The following is a 21,071-nucleotide window of genomic DNA, read 5'->3' as shown; positions in this document are numbered from 1 at the left end:
GCGTTGTTCGCTGGGTGGGTGAGGGTGCAGCGGCATGTGGCTGTTTCGCTGTAGCGAATCTTGGGCGGTATTTCGGGGTGTTCTGAGTGCGGTGCGGTGCGGTGCAATTGCGAAGTGCGGAGCACGACAACGTGCATAGCACGGCAAGTGCAGGGCTTTCGCGCCTGCGGCGCGAGTTCCTTTTGTCTTGGCAAAAGGAACCAAAACCGCTGTCGCCGACGCAATCCGGTGCGGTGAAGCCGCACCGGTGCCCTGCGCTCCTCGCCACGCGCGGCACGGCGCCCAAACTCGCTACGCTCAGACAAGGGCGCCTCTTCGGCCACGCGTGACTGCGGTGCTCGGCTTGCTTTAAGGCGACTTGGAGGGAGCAAAAGCAAACGGCAGGGCAAGGCCAACGGCAGAGCAAAGGCCGACGACAAAGGCCAACGACAGAGCAAAGGCTAACGCTCAAAATATGGGCAGAGGCAGAGGCAGAGTGGATGTGGGCTAGAGGCGATCCGCACGAACACGTAAACCACTCCCTTCTCCCTTCGGGAGAAGGTGCCCGAAGGGCGGATGAGGGTACGGGTGCTGCACTACGCTTGGCCAAAGCTAGCAGCCAGCTCAGTGGTCGTCAGGTGTATGTGGAGAGGTGCGTTGTACGCCCGGCTCCTCTCGGGAAGGTTCCCGAAGGTCATGAGAGCGCGGTGCTGCAATAGGCCCAAGCAATTCGAGTAAATCCGCTCAGATGTTCAATCAGGTGCGTGTTGGGCAGTCGCGTCAGTACGTCCGGCTCTCATCCGGGAAGGCGCAAAAGGAAAAGACGAGGCGGCTGCAGTGCTAACGCTCGGGCATCGCAAGCAATCGTTCAACTTGTTCAATCAGTGCATGTTGGGTAGATGCGTCCAGCACTTCCGGCTCTGCTCCGGCAAGGTGCCTAACAAATAGACGAGGCTGCGGCTGCAGCGCTAACGCTCGGGCAAGCAAGCAATCCCTCAACCTGTTCAATCAGTGCATGTTGGGCAGATGCGTCCAGCACGTTTGGCTTTCCTCGAACAACGATCCAAAGGACAGGCCAGGCGACAGTTGAAGCGCTAACGCCCAGGCAACGCAAGCAATCCCTCAACCTCTTCAATCAGGTGTGTGTTTGGCAGTTGCATGAAGACGTCCGGATGGGCGTAACCCCAGGCAACCGCAGCAAATGGGAGGCCGAGGACCTGTGCGGCTTCCCAGTCGGCGACTTGGTCGCCGACGTAGATGGCTTGTGCGGGGGTGTGGCCGGTGGCGCGTAGCACGCGGCGCAGGGCGCGGTGTTTGCCTAGCAGGTGGGCGCCGCCTTCGAACACGGCGAACAGGGCGCTCAGCTCCGCGCCGAGGGCGCGTTGCACGTTTTCCACCGAGTTGGACGACACCAGGGCCAGCCGTGTGCCGCTGGCTTGGAGGGCGCGCAGTGCCGCGTCCACGCCCGGGAATAGTGCGGGCGGTGGTGCGGCGCGCATCAGGCGGATGAAGTCGGCGGCCACCAGCGGCACACGCCAACTGCGTAGGCCTGAGTGTTTGAGTAATTCGCGGGTGGTCAGCCGGCGTGCGGCATCCACTTCATGCGCTTCGGCGGCGCGGAAGCCGTGGCGGGCGGCGAGGGTGCGCTGGGTGCTCAGGAAGAACCCGAACGAATCGGCCAACGTGCCGTCGAAATCGAAAATGATCAGTGCGGGCATTGCGACGCAGGGATATGGGGCGCCCTAGCGTACGCGCCGGCACACGTTCGCCGCACGCACACACGTCCCCACGTGCGCGCGCAGGCGATGGCGTCAGGCGTTGGCGAAGTGCGACACGATCGGCGCATCGCCGTTTGCGTGTTCTTCGATCACCTTGCGCTGCATGGTGGACAAGTACGCGTCCAGTTCTTCGGTGGAGGCGAACACATCGCTCAATGGCACGGCCTTGACCATGTCGAAGACCTTGCGGATCTGCGGCTGCGGGTGCGCCACCAGCACCTTGCCATGCCGCGTGGCCAGGGCCTTGCGTGCCTTGAAGATGCTGCGGATGCCGGCGCTGGAGATGTACTCCAGGTCGGCCAGGTCCAGCACCAGGGTGGTGATGGGCGTGGCCAGCAGCGGCGACAGCGCTTCGTCCAGGTCGTGGAAGGTGTGGGTGTCCAGGCGCCCGCTGAGGATGACGCGTTGGCGGGTGTCTTGCGGCGGGTCGATCTGAATGGCGAGCGTGGTCATGGCAATGCCTCGGGGACGGGGGCGTACGGCTGTAACAGGGTGATGCGCACCACGTTGTATGCACCATCGCGGTGGTAGTGGATGTGATCGGCGAACTGATGCACCAGATACAGGCCCAGACCGCCGATGGGGCGGGCCTCCAGGTCGGCCTCCAATTCCGGCGTGCCGGCCTGGGAGGGGTCGAATGCGCTGCCGGGGTCGCGCAGTTCCAGCACCAGTGCCTGCGCGTCCAGCTGCAGATACAGCTGCAGCGGCTGCTCGGCGCACTGGCCATGGGTAAGCGCGTTGCAACCGAGCTCCTCCACAATCAGCCGCACCTGGCCGAGGCGCTCGGCGTGCAGGCCTTCACGGGCCAGCGAGTCTTCCAGCACGTCGTTGGCGCCGGCCAGCTGCGCCAGCGACGGGGCGATGGCCAGATCGAGCTTCATTTAGGTCCCGGCCTCCCCGGGATCCTCCCGGCCAGCGGTGTCGACCGTGCCAGCATGCTCCTGGCGCAGCCGGATCGCCAGCAGGGTGATGTCGTCGTATTGGTCGGCCTGGCCGGTGAAGCGGGCAATGTCCGCGATCAGCGCCTTGCATTGCGCCGCCGCGCTGCGCCGCGGGTGCATGGCCGCCAGCAGCCGCGGCAGCCCGTAACTGGCGCCGTGTTCGTCCATCGCCTCGATCACGCCGTCGGTGTAGCCCAGCAAGGTCTGCCCGGCCGTCATGCGCCCCTGCAGCACCGGGTAATGGTCCTGCACCTCGATGCCCAGTGGCGCGCCGGTTTCCAATGGCAGCGGCCGCGCCTGGCCGTCCAGGTCGATCAACAGCGGCGGCTCGTGCCCGGCACTGGCCAGCCAGTAGTCGCCGCTCACCACGTTGATCAACCCGCACAGCACGGTGGCGAACATGCAGGTCTCGTTGTTCTCGGCCAGCCGTGTGGAGGCGGCGATCAAGATCCCGTCCGGGCGCGTGTGGCGGCGCGCGGCAATCTCCAGCACGCTCACCGCGCGCGCCATGAACAAGGCCGCCGGCACGCCCTTGTCGGAGACATCGCCCACCACGAACCACAGCAGCCCCGGTTCGGTCTCCACGAAGTGGTAGAAGTCCCCGCCCACCATCTTGGCTGGCTCCAGCCATGCGCAGGTTTCCAGGTGCGAACTGGCACGGTCGAAGGTGCGCCCGGAAGGCAGCATCGCCTGCTGGATTTCGCGCGCAATCTGCAGCTCGCTCTGCATGCGTTCGCGTGCGGCGGTCATCTCGCCAATCTCGGCGATATGGTCGCGGATCGCGCCGCGCGCGCTATCGAACGCACGCGCCATCACGCCCACTTCGTCGTCGCGTTCGATATGCCGCAGCGGGTACTCGAACTCGCCACGACGGAAATGCTCGGCGGTATCGGTCAGTTCCTCGATCGGCCGCGTCAACTTGCGGGTGATGCGCTGCATCAGCCACCACCACACCAACGCACCCACCAAGGCCGCCAGGGCCACCCAGGCTGCCAGCCAGTTCAGGCCGGACAACACATAGCCTTCGGAGGCCGAGAGCACAAACGTCCACCCGCTATGCCCCACCGCTGCGCTATGGGTGAGGAAGCGCTCGCCATCGGGCGCGGTGTGCGAAAACGAAATCGGCTGGCCGGCGGCCACCGCCTTGAGCAACGGCGCCAGATCCGGCCGCGAACGGGCCACGTACGAGGCCAGCGTGCGGCGCAGGTTGAGCGCCGGGTCCGGGCTGAATACCAGCATGCCTTCCGGCGACAACAGCATCGGCTGGATGCCGATATCGCGCGGTAGCTGGTCGATGATCTCGCGCAGATGCCGCAGCGGCAGATCCACACTCACCATGCCCACTGGCGCGGCATCGGGCGCATCGCCGGGCCGGCGCAACGGCAGGTTGTAGCTGGTGTACAACTCGCCGCCACCGGCGCTGTTGACGGACGGCTCGGACCACCACGCACGCCCCTCGCGCTGGGTGCGCAGGTACCACGGCATGCGCCGGTAGTCGTAGCCCAGCTCCTGCGCCGAATGCTCGACCATGCGCGTGCCATCGCGGCGCACGTACCAGACAAATCCGGTGTCGTTGGCCTTCTGCGTGCCGGGCGCAATGATCAGGCGCGCCGCACCGGTATCCGGGTCGCCGCTGAGCGTGGCCAGCAACAACGCCCGCAGATTGAACGGCTGCAGCCCCACCGCACTGCTGCTCGCCGCCAGCGTGCGCCCGCTCACCTGCACCGAATCCAGCATCGCCGCCAGGCTGCGCGCGGTCTGCTCGGTCAGCCCGTCCACCTCGTTGCGTGCGGCGTCCACCAGCTCTGCGCGGGCGCCCAGATAAAACAGCGTGCCCAGCACCGCCAGCAACACCACCAGCACGCCGGTGGCTGCCAGCAGCACACGCATGCGCAGGCTGCGTTGCCAGCGCACGCGCGGGGTGATGACCGCAACCCGCTCAACAGGTGGAATGGGGCCGGTGGTGATGGCATGCGCTCCCTGGCAGATGCCCAGGATCATCGCAGCTTTGCGGCCGCCCACAATGGCCGCACGTCGGGTGCGGGCTTAGCTGCCGTAAATTGACCTCGCGGGCTCAAGCGGACTAGATTGGCCCCCCTACCGCCATGGAGGCCGGCCTTGCGCCAGATTCTCACCCCGAGCCTGCTGGCCCTTTTGCTTTCGGCCTGTAGCGCCCCGGAGACCAGCATGACCCAGACCCAATCCCCCGCCACCGAGGCCGCCGCAGAAGCTGACGTCGAAGCGGGTGGCCGCGGCCTTGCCAAGTTGAATCCCGACCCGCGCCGTGCGTATGAATTAACGCTCACATTAGACAAGGCGCCGGGTGTATTTGCGGCCGTGAATGGGTATGCGCAATACGATGTGAGTAACGATCGCGAGTGCGGTCAGATTCATCCGCAGACGGGTGTTGGCCAGCGCATTACCAGCAGCGAATCGATCTCGCTCAAGAAAGTCTCCGACCAGCAATACCGCGGGGTTCTCTACCTCGACCTCATGCAGGATGAGGATTACTACGGGCGAGGGGAGTGCCATTGGGAGATGACCGGTGCGCGCGTCTCTTTAAAGGCAAGTGGCAAGCAGGAAGAAACAGCCTTTCTTCCGTTTATTGAGACCAAGGACGTCATCGCCGGCAAGCCGGTCACCTTGTACTTCTGGAAGGGCGGCTATCCCAGGGAAGATATCGAGGATTACGCCGACAACGGCTTGCCTTCCGCCTCTGATTTCAAGCCGGAGCTGCGTGACGAGCTGTTCTCCGTGACCCTGATGGCGAAGGAGGTTTCACCGTGAAGCCGACCTCGCAGCAATACGCCATTCTCTCCAACGAGGGATACGTGGACCACAAGGTGGGCAAGCGAAGCCCCGGTGACCGTGAGCGGGTGGATGTTGGCGGCGAGAGTTATGAAATTCTGGAGCACGTCAATAATCCGAAGACGGGATACCAGGGCACCATTTATCAGCGCGTGGGTGGCGGAGATATTGTTGTCGCGCACAGAGGGACCGAGGAGATCTATCGCGATGCGGTGCAAGCCGATGGTTCTATGGTTTTTCAGCGCACCAACCCGCAGGCTGAAGATGCGATAGCACTGACAAAAAGCGCGCTTGGTTATGCAGCCAAGCAGGAACAACGGACCGGCCACGCTCCCGAGGTGACCGTGACGGGGCATTCATTGGGTGGGGCGTTAGCGCAAATTAGCGCGCATCATTTCGATCTCAAAGGTGAGACCTTCAACGCTTACGGAGCAGCGAGCCTGGCCTACCGGATCCCGGAAGGCGGTACGAGCATGATCAACCATGTCATGGCGGCTGATCCTGTCAGTGCAGCATCTCCGCACTACGGCGAAGTGCGTATTTATGCCCGGCCGAATGAGGTCGCGATGCTGAGTGCAATGGGCTATAGCAATAGCAGGGTGAATTTCCTGATCCCTGACTCACCCGTCGCCTCTGCTGTCAATTCGTTGGGTTCGCACACGATCAAGAATTTCCTGGATGAGCGTTCTCCGCTCAATGATCCGCAAGCGCGTCAGCTCGCCGATCAAAACAAGAGAATGATCAACGAGTACCGCTCTGATTTAGATGAGATTCGTGCAGGCATCACGTTGCTTGGGCGTGGACCTGGTGGGCTTCAAACGGACTTGATCAACGCAGTCCGCGGCCCGCTAGCCCCGGGCGAGCCCGCCAAGCGCGATCACAGCAACGACCACACCTCGTTGCGCATCGATCAGCCCGGCCACGCTGGCAACCCGCTGTTTCAGGACGCCCAGCGCGGCGTGCATGCGCAGGACCTGCGTGCCGGCCGTGCGCCGGATCACCAAAGCGCGCAGCTCTCGGGCGTGCTCGCCTCGGAGATGCACGCCGCTGGCGGCCAGCGTATCGATTCGGTGGCCATGAGCCCGGATGCGGCGCGCACGTTTGCCGTGCAGGGCCGTGCCGATGATCCGGCGCAGCTGCGCGTCAGCGTCGACACCATGACCGCAATGAACACCCCGCTGGAGCAGAGCAGCCAGCGCGTGGCAGAAAACTCCGCGCGTCAGGCCGTGGCGCTGGAACAGCAGCAAACGCAGACCCAGCAACAGCAGCAGGGCGCGCGCGCCATAGGCTGAGTGCGCCGCGATTGCATTGGGGTGGCGCGCGCTACCTCGTATCGCGCCACCTCCAGCACTTCGACACAACGCCGGCTTGCCGGCGTTTTCGTTGTCTGTTTGCGCACGGATGCACCGGGTTTGTGCTGCACACGCACAACAGAACCGCCCGCAACCAATGCTCAGGTGCGCCAGTGCGGTGTTTTCTCGCGCTGAGATATTCCGCAATCACAGTTCGCCTATAGCGACCTCGACCGCGCTGGATCGCCATGCTTGAATCGCCAGCGGTTCGTCGTAGCACGTTGGCCAGCTGGAAACAGCAGTACGTGCGCGCGACGCAGTGCACATCGGGGGGATCCGGTACTGCGCCACCTGGCGCGTCATCCATCGATCAAGGGAGCGTTTCATGAGGATGTTTTCTACGCGTCACACCCGTCTGCTGCTGATCCTGGTGCTGTGCATCGTCAGTGCCGGTGCGGGCGCGCAAGGGCTGGCCAAGGGCGCCGATGTCAGCTGGATCAATCAGCAGGCCGCCGCCAACCCGCCGCAGGTGTTTCAGGATGCATCGGGCAAGACCACCGACTTCATCAAGCTGTTCAAGGACGTGGGCGGCAACGCCATCCGCCTGCGCGTGTGGGTGAACCCGCAAGGCGGCTGGAACGATGGCCGCGACACCCTCGACAAGGCCAAGCGCGCCGCCGCGCAGGGCATGCGCATCATGATCGACTTCCACTACAGCGACAGTTGGGCCGACCCGGGCAAGCAGACCAAACCGGCCGCCTGGGCCAGTCATTCCGTGGCTCAGCTCAATACCGACGTCTACAACCACACCCAGGGCATCCTCAAATATCTCAAGGACAACGGCATCACCGTCACCTGGGTGCAGGTGGGCAACGAGATCAACAGCGGCATGCTGTGGGACCAGGGCAAGACGCCCAACTTCGCCAACCTCGGGCAGTTCATCAACAGCGGCTACAACGCCACCAAGGCGGTGTATCCCAACGCCAAGGTCATCGTGCATCTGGCCAACGGCTACGACAACGCCAACTTCCGCTGGTTCTTCGACAACCTGCGCTCGGCCGGCGGCAAGTGGGACGTCATCGGTATGTCGCATTATCCGCCGGTCGGCAGCTGGCAGGACTACAACAGCAGGCTGGACACCAACCTGCGCGACATGATCTCCCGCTACGGCAGCGACGTGATCGTGGCCGAAGTCGGCATGGACTGGCAGCAGGCCGCCACCACCCGCGCCATGCTCGGCAACCTGATCACCCGCAGCAACGCCATCGGCTCACGCATGCTCGGCATCTTCTACTGGGAACCCAACGCCTACCCAGGCTGGCAGGGCTACACGATGGGCGCCGTCGACAACAATGGCCGGCTCACCGAAGCGCTGCAGGCGTTCTGATCGGCGTCGTTTGCTTGCCCATTCGCCGCCCCTCTCCCCTCGGGGCAAGAAGGCACGGCTTGCGCGCCACTGGCGCGCGTGCCTTGGAGCGCCCGCGCCGCAAGCGCGGGCCGGGGCGCGCAGCGGGGGGTTGGGGTGAGGGTACGGGCGAAGCCCTCGTGTAATTACAACTGCACGAGGCTTCGCCCGTACCCTCATCCGCCCCTGCGGGGCACCTTCTCCCGATGGGAGAAGGGGGGGGCATGCGGCGACTCCGCCGCCAGCGGCCCTTATCCTTTGGTCGTACACCAGTAGCGGCCGCATGCGTGGCATCCGCCACCAACGCATTCACCGCACAACACCGTCCCATTCCATACGCACCCGTAGCGAGGAATGCCAACAGGTGCGTGCGGTACACTTGGGGGTTCACGAATTCACGATGTCGACACACCCGCGGGGTGTGTCCCCCCGGGAGCGCTAATGAACTGGTTGAACGAAGTGCTGCACAACGATCCGAACCCGCTCGAGACCCAGGAGTGGCTCGAATCGATCAAGGCCGTCATCGACGTCGAAGGCCCGGAGCGCGCCCATCAGCTGCTGGAAGGCATGGTCGAACAGACCCGCCGCGCCGGCGCTTACCTGCCGTTCTCGCCCACCACCGAGTACGTCAACACCATCTCTCCGGCCAACGAGGCCAAGAACCCCGGCGACTCCGCGCTGGAGTGGAAGATCCGCTCGATCATCCGCTGGAACGCCATGGCCACCGTCGTGCGGGCCAACCGCAAGCCGGGTGACCTGGGCGGCCACATTGCCTCGTTCGCCTCCAGCGCCACGCTCTACGACGTGGGCTTCAACCACTTCTGGCGTGCGCCTAGCGACCAGCACCCGGGCGACCTGCTGTTCATCCAGGGCCATAGCGCCCCGGGCATCTACGCCCGCGCCTTCCTGGAAGGCCGCATCAACGAAGCCCAGCTGGACAACTTCCGCATGGAAGTGGACGGCCAGGGCATCTCGTCTTACCCGCACCCGTGGCTGATGCCCGAGTTCTGGCAGACCCCCACCGTCTCGATGGGCCTGGGCCCGCTGGCCGCCATCTACCAGGCGCAGTTCATGCGGTACCTGGAAAACCGCGGCCTCATCGAGAAGTCCGACCGCAAGGTGTGGTGCTTCATCGGCGACGGCGAGTCGGATGAGCCCGAAACCCTCGGCGCCATCGCACTGGCCGGCCGCGAAGGCCTGGACAACCTCATCTTCGTGGTCAACTGCAACCTGCAGCGCCTGGACGGCCCGGTGCGCGGCAACGGCAAGATCATCCAGGAACTGGAAGGCGTGTTCCGTGGCGGCGGCTGGAATGTCATCAAGCTGCTCTGGGGCGGCTACTGGGATGCCCTGCTGGCCAAGGACACCGACGGCGTCCTGCGCAAGCTGATGATGGAAACCGTCGACGGCGAGTACCAGAACTGCAAGGCCTTCGGCGGCGCCTACACCCGCGCCAACTTCTTCGGCAAATACCCGGAGACCGCGGCCATGGTCGCCGGCCTGTCCGACGACGACATCTGGCGCCTGAACCGTGGCGGCCACGACCCGCACAAGGTGTACGCCGCCTACCACCAGGCCGTGAACACCAAGGGCATGCCCACCGTGATCCTGGCCAAGACGGTCAAGGGCTACGGCATGGGTTCGGCCGGTGAGGCGCTCAACCCCACCCACCAGACCAAGAAGCTGGACGACGCGGCGGTCAAGCACTTCCGCGACCGCTTCAACATCCCGGTGACCGACGCCCAGCTGGAAGACGGCCAGGTGCCGTTCTACCACCCCGGCGAAGATTCCCCGGAAGTGCAGTACCTGAAAGAACGCCGTAACGTGCTGGGCGGCTTCCTGCCGTCGCGCCGTCCCAAGGCCAGCAAGTCGTTCGTCGCGCCCACGCTGGACAAGTTCGAGCGCCTGCTCAAGGACAGCGGCGAGCGCAGCTATTCCACCACCATGTCGTTTGTGCAGAGCCTCAACATCGCCCTGCGCGACAAGGAACTGGGCCCGCGCATCGTGCCGATCGTGGCCGATGAGGCGCGCACCTTCGGCATGGAAGGCATGTTCCGCCAGATCGGCATCTATGCCCCGTTCGGCCAGAAGTACAAGCCGGTCGATGCCGACCAGCTGATGTACTACCGCGAAGACCAGACCGGCCAGGTGCTGCAGCAGGGCATCAGCGAGCCGGGCGCCATCGCCTCGTGGATGGCTGCCGGCACCAGCTACTCGGTCTCCGACGTGCCGATGCTGCCGTTCTACATCTACTACTCCATGTTCGGCTTCCAGCGCGTGGGCGACATCGCCTGGCAGGCAGCGGACATGCGCACGCGGGGCTTCCTGCTCGGCGGCACCGCCGGCCGCACCACGCTCAATGGCGAAGGCCTGCAGCACGAAGACGGCTTCAGCCAGGTCATCGCCGGCTCCATCCCGAACGTGCGTAGCTACGACCCGACCTTCGGTTTCGAAGTCACCGTCATCATGCAGCACGGCATGAAGGCGATGATGGAAGACCAGATCGACGAGTACTACTACATCACCCTGATGAACGAGAATTACGCCCACCCCGGCATGCCGGAAGGCGCAGCCGAGGGCATCATCAAGGGCATGTACCTGCTCAAGGACGCCGGCAAGCCCAAGAAGGGCGAGCTGCGCGTGCAGCTGCTGGGCAGCGGCACCATCCTGCGCGAGTCCATTGCCGCAGCCGAGCTGCTGGACAAGGACTTCGGCGTCACCGCCGACATCTGGTCCTGCCCCAGCTTCAACGAAGTGCGCCGCGACGGCTTCGCCGCCGAACGCTGGAACCGCCTGCATCCGGAGGCCGAACAGCGCAAGCCCTACGTCACCCAGCTGCTGGAAGGCCGCCAGGGCCCGGCAATCGCCGCAACGGACTACGTGCGCCTGTTCGCCGACCAGATCCGCGCCTTCGTCCCGATGACCTACACCGTGCTCGGCACGGATGGGTTCGGTCGTTCGGATACGCGTGCGAACCTGCGTCGGTTCTTCGAGGTTGACCGTTACTACATCGCGCATGCGGCGATTGCCGCGCTTGCGAAGGATGGCAAGATGACGGGGAAGGACGTGGCTCGGGCGATCAAGCAGTACAAGATTGATCCTGAGAAGGCGAATCCGGTTGGAGTTTGATGCGGAGCGCCGCGCTTTACAAAAAGCGCGGCGCAGCCTTGCATGAGGATAAGTAATGGCTTCAGATAAAACGGACGTAATTCTGCACCTGTTCGAAAAGTACTGGGATCCTGGCAGCCTTCGACTCACTAAAACGCTTATGACTTTGCAAGATGTCGCGGAAGCGATTCGTGCTTGCAATGCTCAAGACGGTAAAGATCGTAGCGATAGAAACCCCGCGAACTTCCTTAAGGACGTGATACGTAGCCGTGGGGCTTCGAAGATTTGGCCAAGAAAAATAGCGCTTCTTGGGTATACCGGCGAGCAGCGTACCGGAACGGGCGATTCTTTCGAGTTCGTTCCTTTATCTGCTGGCTATGATGAGCCCTTTCCCGATCTCTATCGAGTAACAGATAAAACCGAAAGAATAGACATGCAGTCGGTAAGCATGTCCTTGGCCTCAAGGGAACTGGGTCGATCAGACGAGGCTTGGTTAATCCAAACTGCTGTAAACCTGCGTGTAATCGAGCAGCATATGGCCACCGTCTCCGCGCTGCAGGTCAAAGAGGTTACGCATCTCCAAATGACGGTAAAGCTGCGAGCCACTGAAATTGACGCACTGTATCTAGCTAATGTTCCGGGCTATTCCAGCGTTTTTATAACGTGCGAAGCAAAAAAAGGTAGCGAGCGAATATTAACTGGCCAAATAATGAGTCAGGTTAGAGCTGCATTTGAAACAACAAATGCGGATTTGGTCGTTCCTATCGCCATTAGGTCCGAAAAGGATCTCGGAATTCACGTTATAGAGTTCAAGTCCGTTTCACGTGCCTTGCTTGGAAGTTTTGTCGACTTAGAATTTTCTTCTGATGCTCTCTATCGCTTAGTTCCCGCTGTCAGAGGGATCTAAAAAGTTTTAATTGTTTGGATGCACGAGCAAAGAGGTGTCGGTAACCGGCACCTCTTTTAAATATCTCATCGAAATTTGTGGCTGGCACGGCTTCGAAGAGGTTGCTCATAAGGTGCGCCAATCTATGGTCTCAAATTGAGACTGGCAATTGGCGAAATCTCTGACTGCTTACGCTTCTTTATTCCGCTTTTCTTGTCCCTGCGACCGATTGGATTTGCTATACCCCAGTAGGCCGCCGCCTCGGTCGTGCCGAAGCGTAGCAGGGCATCGTCTCCAAGCGAAACGACTTTCCTAGGACGTTGTGGCTTGATCCCCAGAGCGCGCATCACCTCGCTTGCTACTGATCGAGCGAGAGGAGGCGGTACAGCGTTTCCGATCTGGCGCGCACCATGCCACTTCGTCCCATTGAAGCGGAACCAATCGGGAAAGCCATGAAGTCGGGCCATCTCGCGTACGGTGATGCAACGATTCCATTTGTAATGGATTGGGCGTGGGCTGGTAAAAGCGCCGCGCGCCGAATCTGTTCCTGCTCTAAGCGTGTTTGATACGCCCTCAGGGTGAAGCTTGAAGAAGCGGGAAACGGGCTCTACCTCGCCTGGAGGCGTTGAAGCGAAGCGTTCGCGCGATATGTCGCTATGATTAGAGCGCGCGCTCGAAGTCAAAATGGCGGGATTCCAGTCTCTCTTATATCCATATTCCCAGCCGGTCGAATCCAAACAGCGCATTCGGGAAGCATAGCTGTTGGTGTCGTTCCAGTTTGTTACGCGCACAGCTTCGTTTCCATTCAGTCGAGCGAATCTTTCGGCATCCGGTAAATCGCTCAGAGCATCGAGGCAGGTTGGTGCCGTAGGAAGCTCGGTCTCTAGGGTTCCGGGCTTGCGGGTCGTCGGTATCGGATAGGATGGGAGCGGAAGTCCCCGCTTGGCTCCGATAAGAAAAAGGCGTTGCCGATCTTGGGGTACTCCATAAGAGCAGGCGTTGAGGACCTTCCAGTTCTCAACGACGTCGTAGCCCGCTATCTTGAACTCTTCGATGATCTCGACGAGGAACTTTCGATGCTTGCCGACCGTAAGTCCCTTGACGTTTTCGAAGACGAAATAGCTTGCGTCCAATTCGCGAACGATCCGCACGAAGTCCTTCACCAATGAATTTCTCGGGTCGTCCAGTGCGCGTTGCCCGATAAGCGAGAAGCCTTGGCAAGGGGCGCCTCCGAACACTACGTCAACAGTGCGTTCGCCTATCCCTGCCGCCGCGCGAATGGTCGCTCCGCTTAACTCTGTAACTGATCTCGGGATCACTCGGCAATGCGGGAAATTGTACTCATGGACGGCTGCATGCACTGGATCTATCTCCACTGCCGCAACTACGTCGAATCCAGCCTGTTCGAAACCAAGGCTAAGGCCGCCGGCGCCGGCGAAGAGGTCGATTCCTAGGGGTCTGCTCATAGTGGGAAGTATAGTAGGCCCTCGCTCCATTGTCGATCGGAAGAGGTCATTTTGCATGATCAGAGATCCTTCTCTTAAGAGTGCCGGATGTTGCGGCAATACTGTCTCAAGGTTTGAGACGGAGGATCTGTGGATCGATTGACTCCGGAGCGGCGCAGCTGGCTGATGTCCAGGATAGGCTCGAAAAACACGAAGCCAGAGCTTGCATTAAGGTCGTTGCTGCATGGACTGGGGTTCAGATTTCGGTTGCACCGTCGAGATCTGCCCGGCACCCCTGATGTGGTCCTCCCCGGCCGTAAAACCGCCATCTTTGTTCACGGATGTTTCTGGCACGGTCATGCGTGTAAGCGCAACAAGATGCCGAAGTCGAGGGTGGAGTACTGGGGGTCTAAGATCGAAGCCAATCGTCAGCGGGATGCGAAGAAGCGAAAGCTGCTGCGTGCGCTTGGCTGGCATGTACTCACCGTGTGGGAATGCGAGCTGAAAGATCCCTCCAAGCTGTCGGATAAGCTCGTACGCGTGATCGATAGCCTGCATTGTTAGAAAAACTCTAGATGCAGGAATTTGTCAGACACTCATACGCGGCGCCTGCTGCGCATCTTGCTGTTGGCTTCGCGTCATTTCTTGCTGTCGTGTCTGTGTCTGCTCCTGGACAATGGCTTGGTTGGCGGCCTGCAGCTTTGCATCCGACTGCTCCAAAGGCACATTAATTGCTTGGTCGATAGAGACAGCTGCGCGCTTGTGTGTTGGGTCGTCGATGCGCCCTTCGATCGCGACAAGGTTGCCGTTCTTTCCCATCAGCACGTGATCCACGCGCTGCAGTGCATTAGCGGCAAGCGAGGTGTTGTCGGCGTCTGGATAACGCTCGCGATTGTCCTTGCACGCGGCCAGCAGGCAGCGGCTGACGCGCTCGCTCATCTCGTCATACGGCTTGCCAACGCTTTCATCGATCTTGGCCACGCCTTCGCGGATCTGCTTCAACATGTGGTGATCGGGATGATCCGGATCTTGCGGGCCCGAGGCTTGCGGCCGTGCGGGGGCGCTATGGCCGCGTACATCTGCGTCTTCCTGAGTTTTCTTCGAAGAGGTGTCCGTGTTGTTGTGGCTTTGCGTCCGCGGCGCAGTGACATGGACCGTCTCTAGCGTTTTGATCGGTTCGGCAGCAGCCTCTGCCACCGGCTGTGCAGCCGTACGCTGTGTGCCTAGGGTCTGGGCTGCGTAGGTTCCATCAAGCTCTTGCTTTAAATTTCCCTTGGCCTGGCTGTCCCAGAGCATACCGTCATGGGTCCATTGACCATCTTTGCCACGTTCGTAGAGGTCGCCGTCTGAGCCGACGATCCGGCCGGGATGCTTCAGTGCGTCATGTACTGCGGCGGGCATGTAGGCGTGACGCTCCCAGCCATTCTGCTCGTAGGTCTCCTTGTAGTGCGCGGCCATCGCTGCTGGCGTGTGCATCGCGTTCTGCTTGATGATTTGCTGCGAAGCTTCATCGAGTTGGGACGCACGCTGAGAGCTCGCCGTTTCGGTGTGCGTACTCATCGTGCGATCAATCAGGCCATCGGCTACCTGGCGCGTCCACTGCTGCGTATTCGCGTTGTGTACCCACGGTGACTCACGCAGGCTGCGCGTGTCGTGCTCGTTGGCCGGTTGGGTGTAGGGATCTTTATTCTGCGGCGGCGAGCCGAGTGCCAGCTCGATAGACGTACGAGATGCTTTGAAGGTCAGTAAGTCCGCGACTTCCGGCGTGGCAACTTCGGTCCGCGTCTTGAAGAGCGGCACGCCGGCCTCTCCAAAGGCGACAGCGGCTGGATCGACCTCACCAGTGCTGACGTCCCGCGCCCACCGTTCTCCGGTTTGGTGATTCTCAAGGCGCCACGTATTGCCTTGCGCATCTTGTTGATGGGAAATGCGATGATCATTGATCACATCGGCCAGCTTGTCGCCGCCCACCGCGCCAACAATGCCGCCAACCGCACCTGTGACCAGCAAGCCTGGGCCAGACTCCACGCCTAGCGCTGCGCCTACGCTACTGCCAAGCACAGCCCCGCCAAAGGTGCCCAGATTTCGTGTGGCATAGCGAGTGACCTCTGCATCGGCCGCAGTGCTGTTGCCCTGCGCGTCCAGCCGCTCGTTGTTCCTCACAGTACCGCCCAGGTCGTACACCGCCGCCGCCGCGCCCACAACGCCCAGCCCACGGACGGTGCCGGGAGAGAGCCTGCGCGATGCTGCTGCTTCTGCGGTAAGCGCTGTTTCTGCAAGGTTCGCGGCTGGCACATCAAGCCCGGTCGGTGCGCGGACCATGCCGGATGCAGTGAGTTCTGCGGATGGCTTGAAGTGTGTTTGCTGCAGTTCTAAGCTCCCAGCGAACTCACGCGAAAACGTAACCCTTTCAATCTTTGAGCCGATGCTCTCTGGCGCTACAAAGATGCCCTTGGGTGCCGCCTGGATAAAGTGTGTTTGCACCTCCGGCAGTACAGCGCCTGCGCCACCTTGTGCGTACAGTGCCTGCAACTTGGGAATCGGTTGACCGCCCAGCGAATTGACATTTGGGTTGTTCAGCACAGCAGGCACTTCAACCTGACCGAAGACACGTTCCAGGTTGGCAGCAGAAGCCACTACTTTGATGTCGCCACGCAGCGAGCTTGCGAATTCGTGCGAGGCCTCTCCCCAGAGGCATTTCGACAAGGACGTGGGGCTCTGTGATGGAACCGCCGGGTCGCCGAACAAAAACGACGCAGCAGACTCCTTGGCCATCTTCGGAGGCAATCCCTGAGATCTGAAAATCTCGGAAGCCTTCTCCTCGATGGCAGTCCTGGCTTCCATGAGGAACTTGGCGCGCGGAGTATCGTTGATGATGGGAAGTCCAGTCCTGTCAGAAAGTTCAACCGCCATAACCTCGGATGAGACATCCCCAACCCAACGACTATAAAGAATTCCGCCCTGATCAACCGATTTTGCAGAATACGACCTTGCAATTTCAGATATTTCATCTAGAGACTTTGCTCTCTCTATCAGGGAGATCGAGGCGGCGTGGTCGTTCATTTCTGAACTCCGGGTTGATCGTTGCGCTTGATCAATGCCCAGTTCTCATTAAAAATGATCTTTCCCGTGAAGATCGCCCCTCCGCTTTCACTAATGATTAGCGGCTTTTTCGTAAAGGTAGTTCCAGTCTGTATTAATTGGATGATGATGGTCTTTATGGATTCAAGCTCGTCATCGGTGAAAGGGCGAACTGACCAGGCGGTAATTGGCATCCCGACCTGAAGCTCTACCGAAAATCCAAAAGAAACAACTGCTACGTCATAGTGGGTTTGGTCTGGAAGCCAATCATTCTTTAGCTCTCCAAAATACTCCGTGCCATCAATTTCAATGGCGAAGGTTTCGTGCCCAAGCTCGTCAGCACCCCGGATGCCGCCCGAAAAACGGGCCCGACCTGCTGGCAAATCTACCCATTCAAATGTCGATGACATCTCAATTCCTTTCTTGCTGGTCCAAATGGTATGGCTTATCGAACAGGGCGATAGGCAATGGTCGTTGTGCTACGTCGTGCCAAGGGCAACCAGCAAGGGTGCGGCATCGGCAAGCGTGGTTACTCATTATTGCACCATAAGTGGCATATCGTGCTTGGTGGCCGCTTACTTGCTAGAGGCGCTATCTTGCCGATTTGCCTCAGCCAATAATTGCTCGTACGACTGCACGCGTATACGTAGGCGAATGAGATGCCATGACATCGCAAAGGCAAACAGGAGCGTGAAGGCCAGCACGCCCTGTATCAGGGTGATCTTGCTCAATACCGTCCAGTCTCCTATACGCCAGTCTTTCAGCTGCAGATACAAGGCAAGCAAGACGGGCATGAATCCCAGCTTCTCAATGCCACCGGTGAACAGTCCCAGGCGGTCGTGCATGTTGGTGCGACGGTCACGCATAAATGCCTCGCGTCGACGTCGTTGTTCCAGCGGAAATCTGCGAAGCGATGCAACGATCGATTGATATTGGTGGAACTCCCGCTCCATCAGGTCTGCGTGATCCGCATAGGGGCGGCGGAACCCAGGCCATTCGCGCTTGACGGTTAGCGCTGCCGACACAACAAAGCCTATCAACTCAGTGACAAGGCCAATAACGGCCAAGTAAGCGCCAGTTTTGCCATCCAGCAAAGTACCGGCCAAGATCCCGACGCCCGCACCGATCAGGCCAATCGCAAGGCTCCAGCGCTCGACTGGGCCGGCGCGGCTCTGTTCGGTCACCTGTGCGTAGTGAGCCATCGCCGCAGAGAGCGATGGAAAGCTCGGGTCTGTGAGCTTGACTGCCTCTCCATCGATGTCGGCGCTGCGTTTCGCTACCGCTTCATCCACTGAACTCATCTAGCCTCCCTCGGCGATCGCGCGTGCGACATGCATCTGTGATGGTCAGTATTCCTCAGCTGCCTACAGCGCGCCAGCGCGCTACTCAAGCGCGTCGAGTCTCTTCCTCGGTTGCTATTGACACGCCACACCTTGCACTCGCAATCTAAGCCTAAGGAGCGTCGAAACTCCGTACATAGCGGTACCCACCTCCGTCAAACCGGTGGGTTTTTTGTGCCTGCATCCTGCAGGTACAAGCCGATGCGATGCCTGCGTCGGGAGGGCGGCTAATACAACACCCGCAAGGGGAATATGCCCGCCGACTATGTACGGTTTCGAACCTCCCGACATCCCGTCGCCGTTGGCGGCGGTTCTTGGGTTGTTCCAGGAGGGCGTTGCCATGTCTACCGCACCATCCACGCCGGCATCGGTGCCGGGTTGTCTGTTGCCAGCCTCCGCTCACGGCCTGCTGTGGGATGTAGGCGAGGTGCTGCGCCGGCTGGCTGCACGCGCAGCTATTGAGCAGGCCAGCGACGATCCCGCGCAGCAGCTGCTCAGCCAGCCCGGTGTGTTGTCGCAGGCCTTGCGCAGCCTGTCCGCCCGCATCGACGTGGCGCTGCAGCAGTGCGTTGCTGCATCCATCACCAACACTCGCCACCCGGGGGCGCCATGACGCGCCGCCGCCCACCCAACGCGTCCGCCACCGCACGGCCCACCCGTCAACGTGCGCGCCCTGCGCCACCCAAGCGGGTGCAGTGGGTCATCGTCGAACCCGATCGCACCCAGCTGCCACCGATGCTGCCGCCCGAGCCGGACACAACGCCGCAAGGCCCCGGCCGTTTGCATGCACCCCGCCGCGCCCGCCGCCCGCGCCAATGCACCGTCAGCTACACCCTCTACCCCGGCGCCCACGACCACGCCGGCGACCAGCACGTGCCCCACGTCCGCCTCAGTGGCCTATGGCTGGAGCAGTTGGGCTTTGCGATCGGTAGCAAGCTGCGGATTACTGCAAGCGAAGGGCAGTTGGTGATGGAGGTGGTGGCGCCGGTGGAGGTGCCTGCAAAATGACTTAGGACGCGTCGCTGGCACCGCCGGCCGCATTCAGGTGCATGCCTGTGCGCCGCTGGTCGATCTTGCAACCGCAGGCCACGTGAGGCGGATTGCTGCCGCGGCCTGATCCGAGGTTATTGACGTGGTAAATTTCAGCGACACTCTTAGCGCAGGATCAGAGAGATGGCCCTTCACCTTGGGAAATCCCATGGCCGGCAAGTTGACCAAGGACGTAATGCCCTCCCTTGGGCAGCGTTGTTACCAGTTGCGCTGCTGACACTATGCACTTTTCATGCGGGATGTGCCCTCAGCACTCCACGCGATCAGCCAGCCGTAGCGGCTGCAAAGTCCTCCGTTGAAACCAGGAGCAAAGACGTGACGGAACGCCTCAAGCAAGATGTGGATCGTTTGATCGCAACTGACTTCCACGATATCGCAGCACTTAACGCTCAGCTTCAAACGCAACTGGGCCCAGGTGGATCGCAAGGTGTGATGGTGATACGGGCCGGTGTAAGTGGTGTGCTGGCCGGTGCAGCCTTGAAGCGCATTGAGCTTCGCAGTAATCAGGATGCCCCTTCGCATGCGACTCTTGTGCTTGACTTTTCGCCGCCTGGGCCGAAGTTCGAGGGTATGCCCTCGCCAGATGCTTCCCTCTACCCACCGCGCCCAGACGCGGCCGGCTCGAGCGCTTACTGGTCGATGCAGAGAGAAACGGCAACTGTCATCTTTGGATTGAACCAAGATCAGTCTGGTCTAAGCTACATCACAATCAGCAAGAAATAAGTTGCTGAGTTGGGTTCCCGCAACGGAGTGCATGATGGAAAATATCGACGAGTCGAAGTATCCGCAGCCGCAGCAATCGGTGTCAGGAGCCGCTGCAGTGAAGCCGTCCTCTCCGCTATCGGATCCTTCGGTCACGCCTTTCTTGCAGAGGTCTCCAACACTTCAGGCAGGCCTCGCGCAGCTGAATCGGGACAACATTGGGGTGGTATGGGGGACTGCCGGTGCCGGCACCTATCTCGTTCCTCGCACGCAAGTAGTTATTGACGAAAATGCAATTGGAAACGGTGCGCGCATCGCTCGGTCGCTATCGCATGAAATTGGACATCATCGATTTTCTGAGCAATCCGATCAGTCCTCCAAGAATGGGTACGTCACGAGCATGCTCCGCGGCGAAGCTGCAGCAACGCTTAGCAACGCACTAATTCGGCGTGAGATTATAAATAATAAGGGACCGGATATCGGTATCTCTGGAAGCGGTACAAGGCCACAGCAGTACCAGGCAATTGCAGATCAACAAATGTCAGGTCGCATCACGCGCGATGCTGCATTGAACCAGATTGCTCAGGTCTTCAAGACGGAAAAACCTTCTGTTGGTCCAAGTAAGACATATGAACAATATTACGGAGATTACTACGATAAACATATTGCACCGCTGCAACGCAAACAGGGGCGACCGGAACCCGGAGTCGTTGGCGACATCACTACTTCTGATGTGAAGCAGGGTGGACTTGGTCCTGAATCACCCTCGGCGTCACCGAAGACCGCGTTGTTGCCCTCACAGCCAGGCCATGCGGACCACGCGCTTTACCAGCAGATCAAAAGCGGCGTGATGCAGCTCGACGCCGAACACGGCAAACAGTGGGATGGGGCCAGCCAGCGCATGACCGCCAGCTTGCTTGCGTTGGCAAAAGAGGACGGGCTGTCGCGGGTGGACCATGTTGCACTCAACAACCCCACGCCTCAGCTGGCCGGCGGCGAGAAGGTCTTCGTTGTACAAGGCGCGCTCAATGACCCAGCACACCAGCGGGCACATATGCCAACGATAGAAGCCGTGCAGACACCTGAGACCCAGTCGTTCGATCGCCTGCAGGCACTCAACCAGACTCAGGCCCAGGCGCGCGAGCAGCAGCAGGCATTGGAACAGTCGCAGCAAGCCGTCTCACAGGCCGGTCCGTCGATGACGCGCTGATATTTTTCAAGAGAAATAGGCAGAGCCAGTCACCGTACCAAGCCTG

18 protein-coding genes are annotated in these 21,071 nt (G+C 60.9%); 10 read left to right on the top strand and 8 right to left on the bottom strand.

The window, feature by feature from the left end:
- Positions 1 to 1,073: 1,073 nt before the first annotated feature.
- The 4 genes from ACCQ01_RS19480 to ACCQ01_RS19465 form a co-directional block, all read right to left on the bottom strand.
- Positions 1,074 to 1,697 carry an HAD family hydrolase gene (locus tag ACCQ01_RS19480; protein WP_228433940.1) on the bottom strand — a complete coding sequence of 208 codons (624 nt, stop codon included), beginning with the start codon at positions 1,695 to 1,697 and terminating at the stop codon, positions 1,074 to 1,076.
- Positions 1,698 to 1,790: 93 nt separating this feature from the next.
- Complete coding sequence (locus ACCQ01_RS19475) at positions 1,791 to 2,210, bottom strand: STAS domain-containing protein (RefSeq protein ID WP_014509125.1); 420 nt, start codon at positions 2,208 to 2,210, stop codon at positions 1,791 to 1,793.
- Positions 2,207 to 2,638, bottom strand: a complete 432-nt coding sequence (locus ACCQ01_RS19470; protein ID WP_228433939.1) for an ATP-binding protein — start codon at positions 2,636 to 2,638, stop codon at positions 2,207 to 2,209. Before ACCQ01_RS19470 ends, ACCQ01_RS19475 begins: the two co-directional genes overlap by 4 nt.
- Positions 2,639 to 4,699: a SpoIIE family protein phosphatase gene (locus tag ACCQ01_RS19465; RefSeq protein ID WP_372358823.1), complete on the bottom strand. Its 2,061-nt coding sequence runs from the start codon at positions 4,697 to 4,699 to the stop codon at positions 2,639 to 2,641.
- Positions 4,700 to 4,825: 126 nt separating this feature from the next.
- Between ACCQ01_RS19465 and ACCQ01_RS19460 the strand changes: the two genes are divergently transcribed.
- The 5 genes from ACCQ01_RS19460 (at position 4,826) to ACCQ01_RS19440 (ending at position 12,218) form a co-directional block, all read left to right on the top strand.
- Positions 4,826 to 5,485, top strand: coding sequence for a hypothetical protein (locus tag ACCQ01_RS19460; RefSeq protein ID WP_228433980.1), 660 nt, complete (start codon positions 4,826 to 4,828; stop codon positions 5,483 to 5,485).
- Positions 5,482 to 6,798 carry an XVIPCD domain-containing protein gene (locus tag ACCQ01_RS19455; RefSeq protein ID WP_228433937.1) on the top strand — a complete coding sequence of 439 codons (1,317 nt, stop codon included), beginning with the start codon at positions 5,482 to 5,484 and terminating at the stop codon, positions 6,796 to 6,798. Before ACCQ01_RS19460 ends, ACCQ01_RS19455 begins: the two co-directional genes overlap by 4 nt.
- A gap of 385 nt (positions 6,799 to 7,183) precedes the next feature.
- Positions 7,184 to 8,185 (top strand): arabinogalactan endo-1,4-beta-galactosidase, encoded by a 1,002-nt coding sequence (locus ACCQ01_RS19450; protein WP_103702798.1) that lies wholly within the window; start codon positions 7,184 to 7,186, stop codon positions 8,183 to 8,185.
- A 459-nt stretch (positions 8,186 to 8,644) separates the two neighbouring features.
- The gene (gene aceE, locus ACCQ01_RS19445; protein WP_228433935.1) at positions 8,645 to 11,332 is read left to right on the top strand and encodes a pyruvate dehydrogenase (acetyl-transferring), homodimeric type; all 2,688 of its coding nucleotides are present in this window, start codon (positions 8,645 to 8,647) and stop codon (positions 11,330 to 11,332) included.
- A gap of 55 nt (positions 11,333 to 11,387) precedes the next feature.
- A complete protein-coding gene (locus tag ACCQ01_RS19440) occupies positions 11,388 to 12,218 on the top strand; it encodes a hypothetical protein (protein ID WP_228433933.1) in 831 nt (276 codons plus the stop codon).
- A 122-nt stretch (positions 12,219 to 12,340) separates the two neighbouring features.
- On the opposite strand, the gene ACCQ01_RS19435 is transcribed toward ACCQ01_RS19440, so the two are convergent.
- Positions 12,341 to 13,663, bottom strand: coding sequence for a DNA cytosine methyltransferase (locus ACCQ01_RS19435; protein ID WP_228433931.1), 1,323 nt, complete (start codon positions 13,661 to 13,663; stop codon positions 12,341 to 12,343).
- A 129-nt stretch (positions 13,664 to 13,792) separates the two neighbouring features.
- On the opposite strand from ACCQ01_RS19435, the gene ACCQ01_RS19430 reads away from it, so the two are divergent.
- Positions 13,793 to 14,206 carry a very short patch repair endonuclease gene (locus ACCQ01_RS19430; protein ID WP_228433929.1) on the top strand — a complete coding sequence of 138 codons (414 nt, stop codon included), beginning with the start codon at positions 13,793 to 13,795 and terminating at the stop codon, positions 14,204 to 14,206.
- 24 nt (positions 14,207 to 14,230) lie between these two features.
- Here ACCQ01_RS19430 and ACCQ01_RS19425 read toward each other — a convergent pair whose 3' ends face one another.
- The 3 genes from ACCQ01_RS19425 to ACCQ01_RS19415 all read right to left on the bottom strand — a co-directional run bounded on the left by ACCQ01_RS19425 (position 14,231) and on the right by ACCQ01_RS19415 (position 18,024).
- Positions 14,231 to 16,705: an XVIPCD domain-containing protein gene (locus ACCQ01_RS19425; protein WP_323370339.1), complete on the bottom strand. Its 2,475-nt coding sequence runs from the start codon at positions 16,703 to 16,705 to the stop codon at positions 14,231 to 14,233.
- Positions 16,702 to 17,133, bottom strand: coding sequence for a hypothetical protein (locus ACCQ01_RS19420; RefSeq protein ID WP_168960109.1), 432 nt, complete (start codon positions 17,131 to 17,133; stop codon positions 16,702 to 16,704). Before ACCQ01_RS19420 ends, ACCQ01_RS19425 begins: the two co-directional genes overlap by 4 nt.
- A 165-nt stretch (positions 17,134 to 17,298) precedes the next feature.
- Positions 17,299 to 18,024 carry a hypothetical protein gene (locus ACCQ01_RS19415; protein WP_228433927.1) on the bottom strand — a complete coding sequence of 242 codons (726 nt, stop codon included), beginning with the start codon at positions 18,022 to 18,024 and terminating at the stop codon, positions 17,299 to 17,301.
- Between the two features lie 379 nt (positions 18,025 to 18,403).
- Between ACCQ01_RS19415 and ACCQ01_RS19410 the strand changes: the two genes are divergently transcribed.
- From ACCQ01_RS19410 to ACCQ01_RS19395, 4 genes are all read left to right on the top strand, one after another.
- On the top strand, positions 18,404 to 18,676 hold the full coding sequence (locus tag ACCQ01_RS19410) for an XAC0095 family protein (protein ID WP_228433926.1): 273 nt from the start codon (positions 18,404 to 18,406) through the stop codon (positions 18,674 to 18,676).
- Complete coding sequence (locus ACCQ01_RS19405) at positions 18,673 to 19,071, top strand: SymE family type I addiction module toxin (protein WP_228433924.1); 399 nt, start codon at positions 18,673 to 18,675, stop codon at positions 19,069 to 19,071. The genes ACCQ01_RS19410 and ACCQ01_RS19405 overlap by 4 nt, the downstream gene beginning before the upstream one ends.
- Before the next feature lie 357 nt (positions 19,072 to 19,428).
- Positions 19,429 to 19,836, top strand: a complete 408-nt coding sequence (locus tag ACCQ01_RS19400; protein WP_228433922.1) for a hypothetical protein — start codon at positions 19,429 to 19,431, stop codon at positions 19,834 to 19,836.
- Between the two features lie 34 nt (positions 19,837 to 19,870).
- Positions 19,871 to 21,025 (top strand): XVIPCD domain-containing protein, encoded by a 1,155-nt coding sequence (locus ACCQ01_RS19395; protein ID WP_228433920.1) that lies wholly within the window; start codon positions 19,871 to 19,873, stop codon positions 21,023 to 21,025.
- Positions 21,026 to 21,071 lie beyond the last annotated feature (46 nt).

This window comes from Xanthomonas sp. NCPPB 4037, from assembly GCF_041475695.2.
Classification (GTDB): domain Bacteria; phylum Pseudomonadota; class Gammaproteobacteria; order Xanthomonadales; family Xanthomonadaceae; genus Xanthomonas; species Xanthomonas campestris.
Note: the sequence above shows the minus strand (reverse complement) of the source record. Positions and strands in the feature narration are given on the sequence as shown.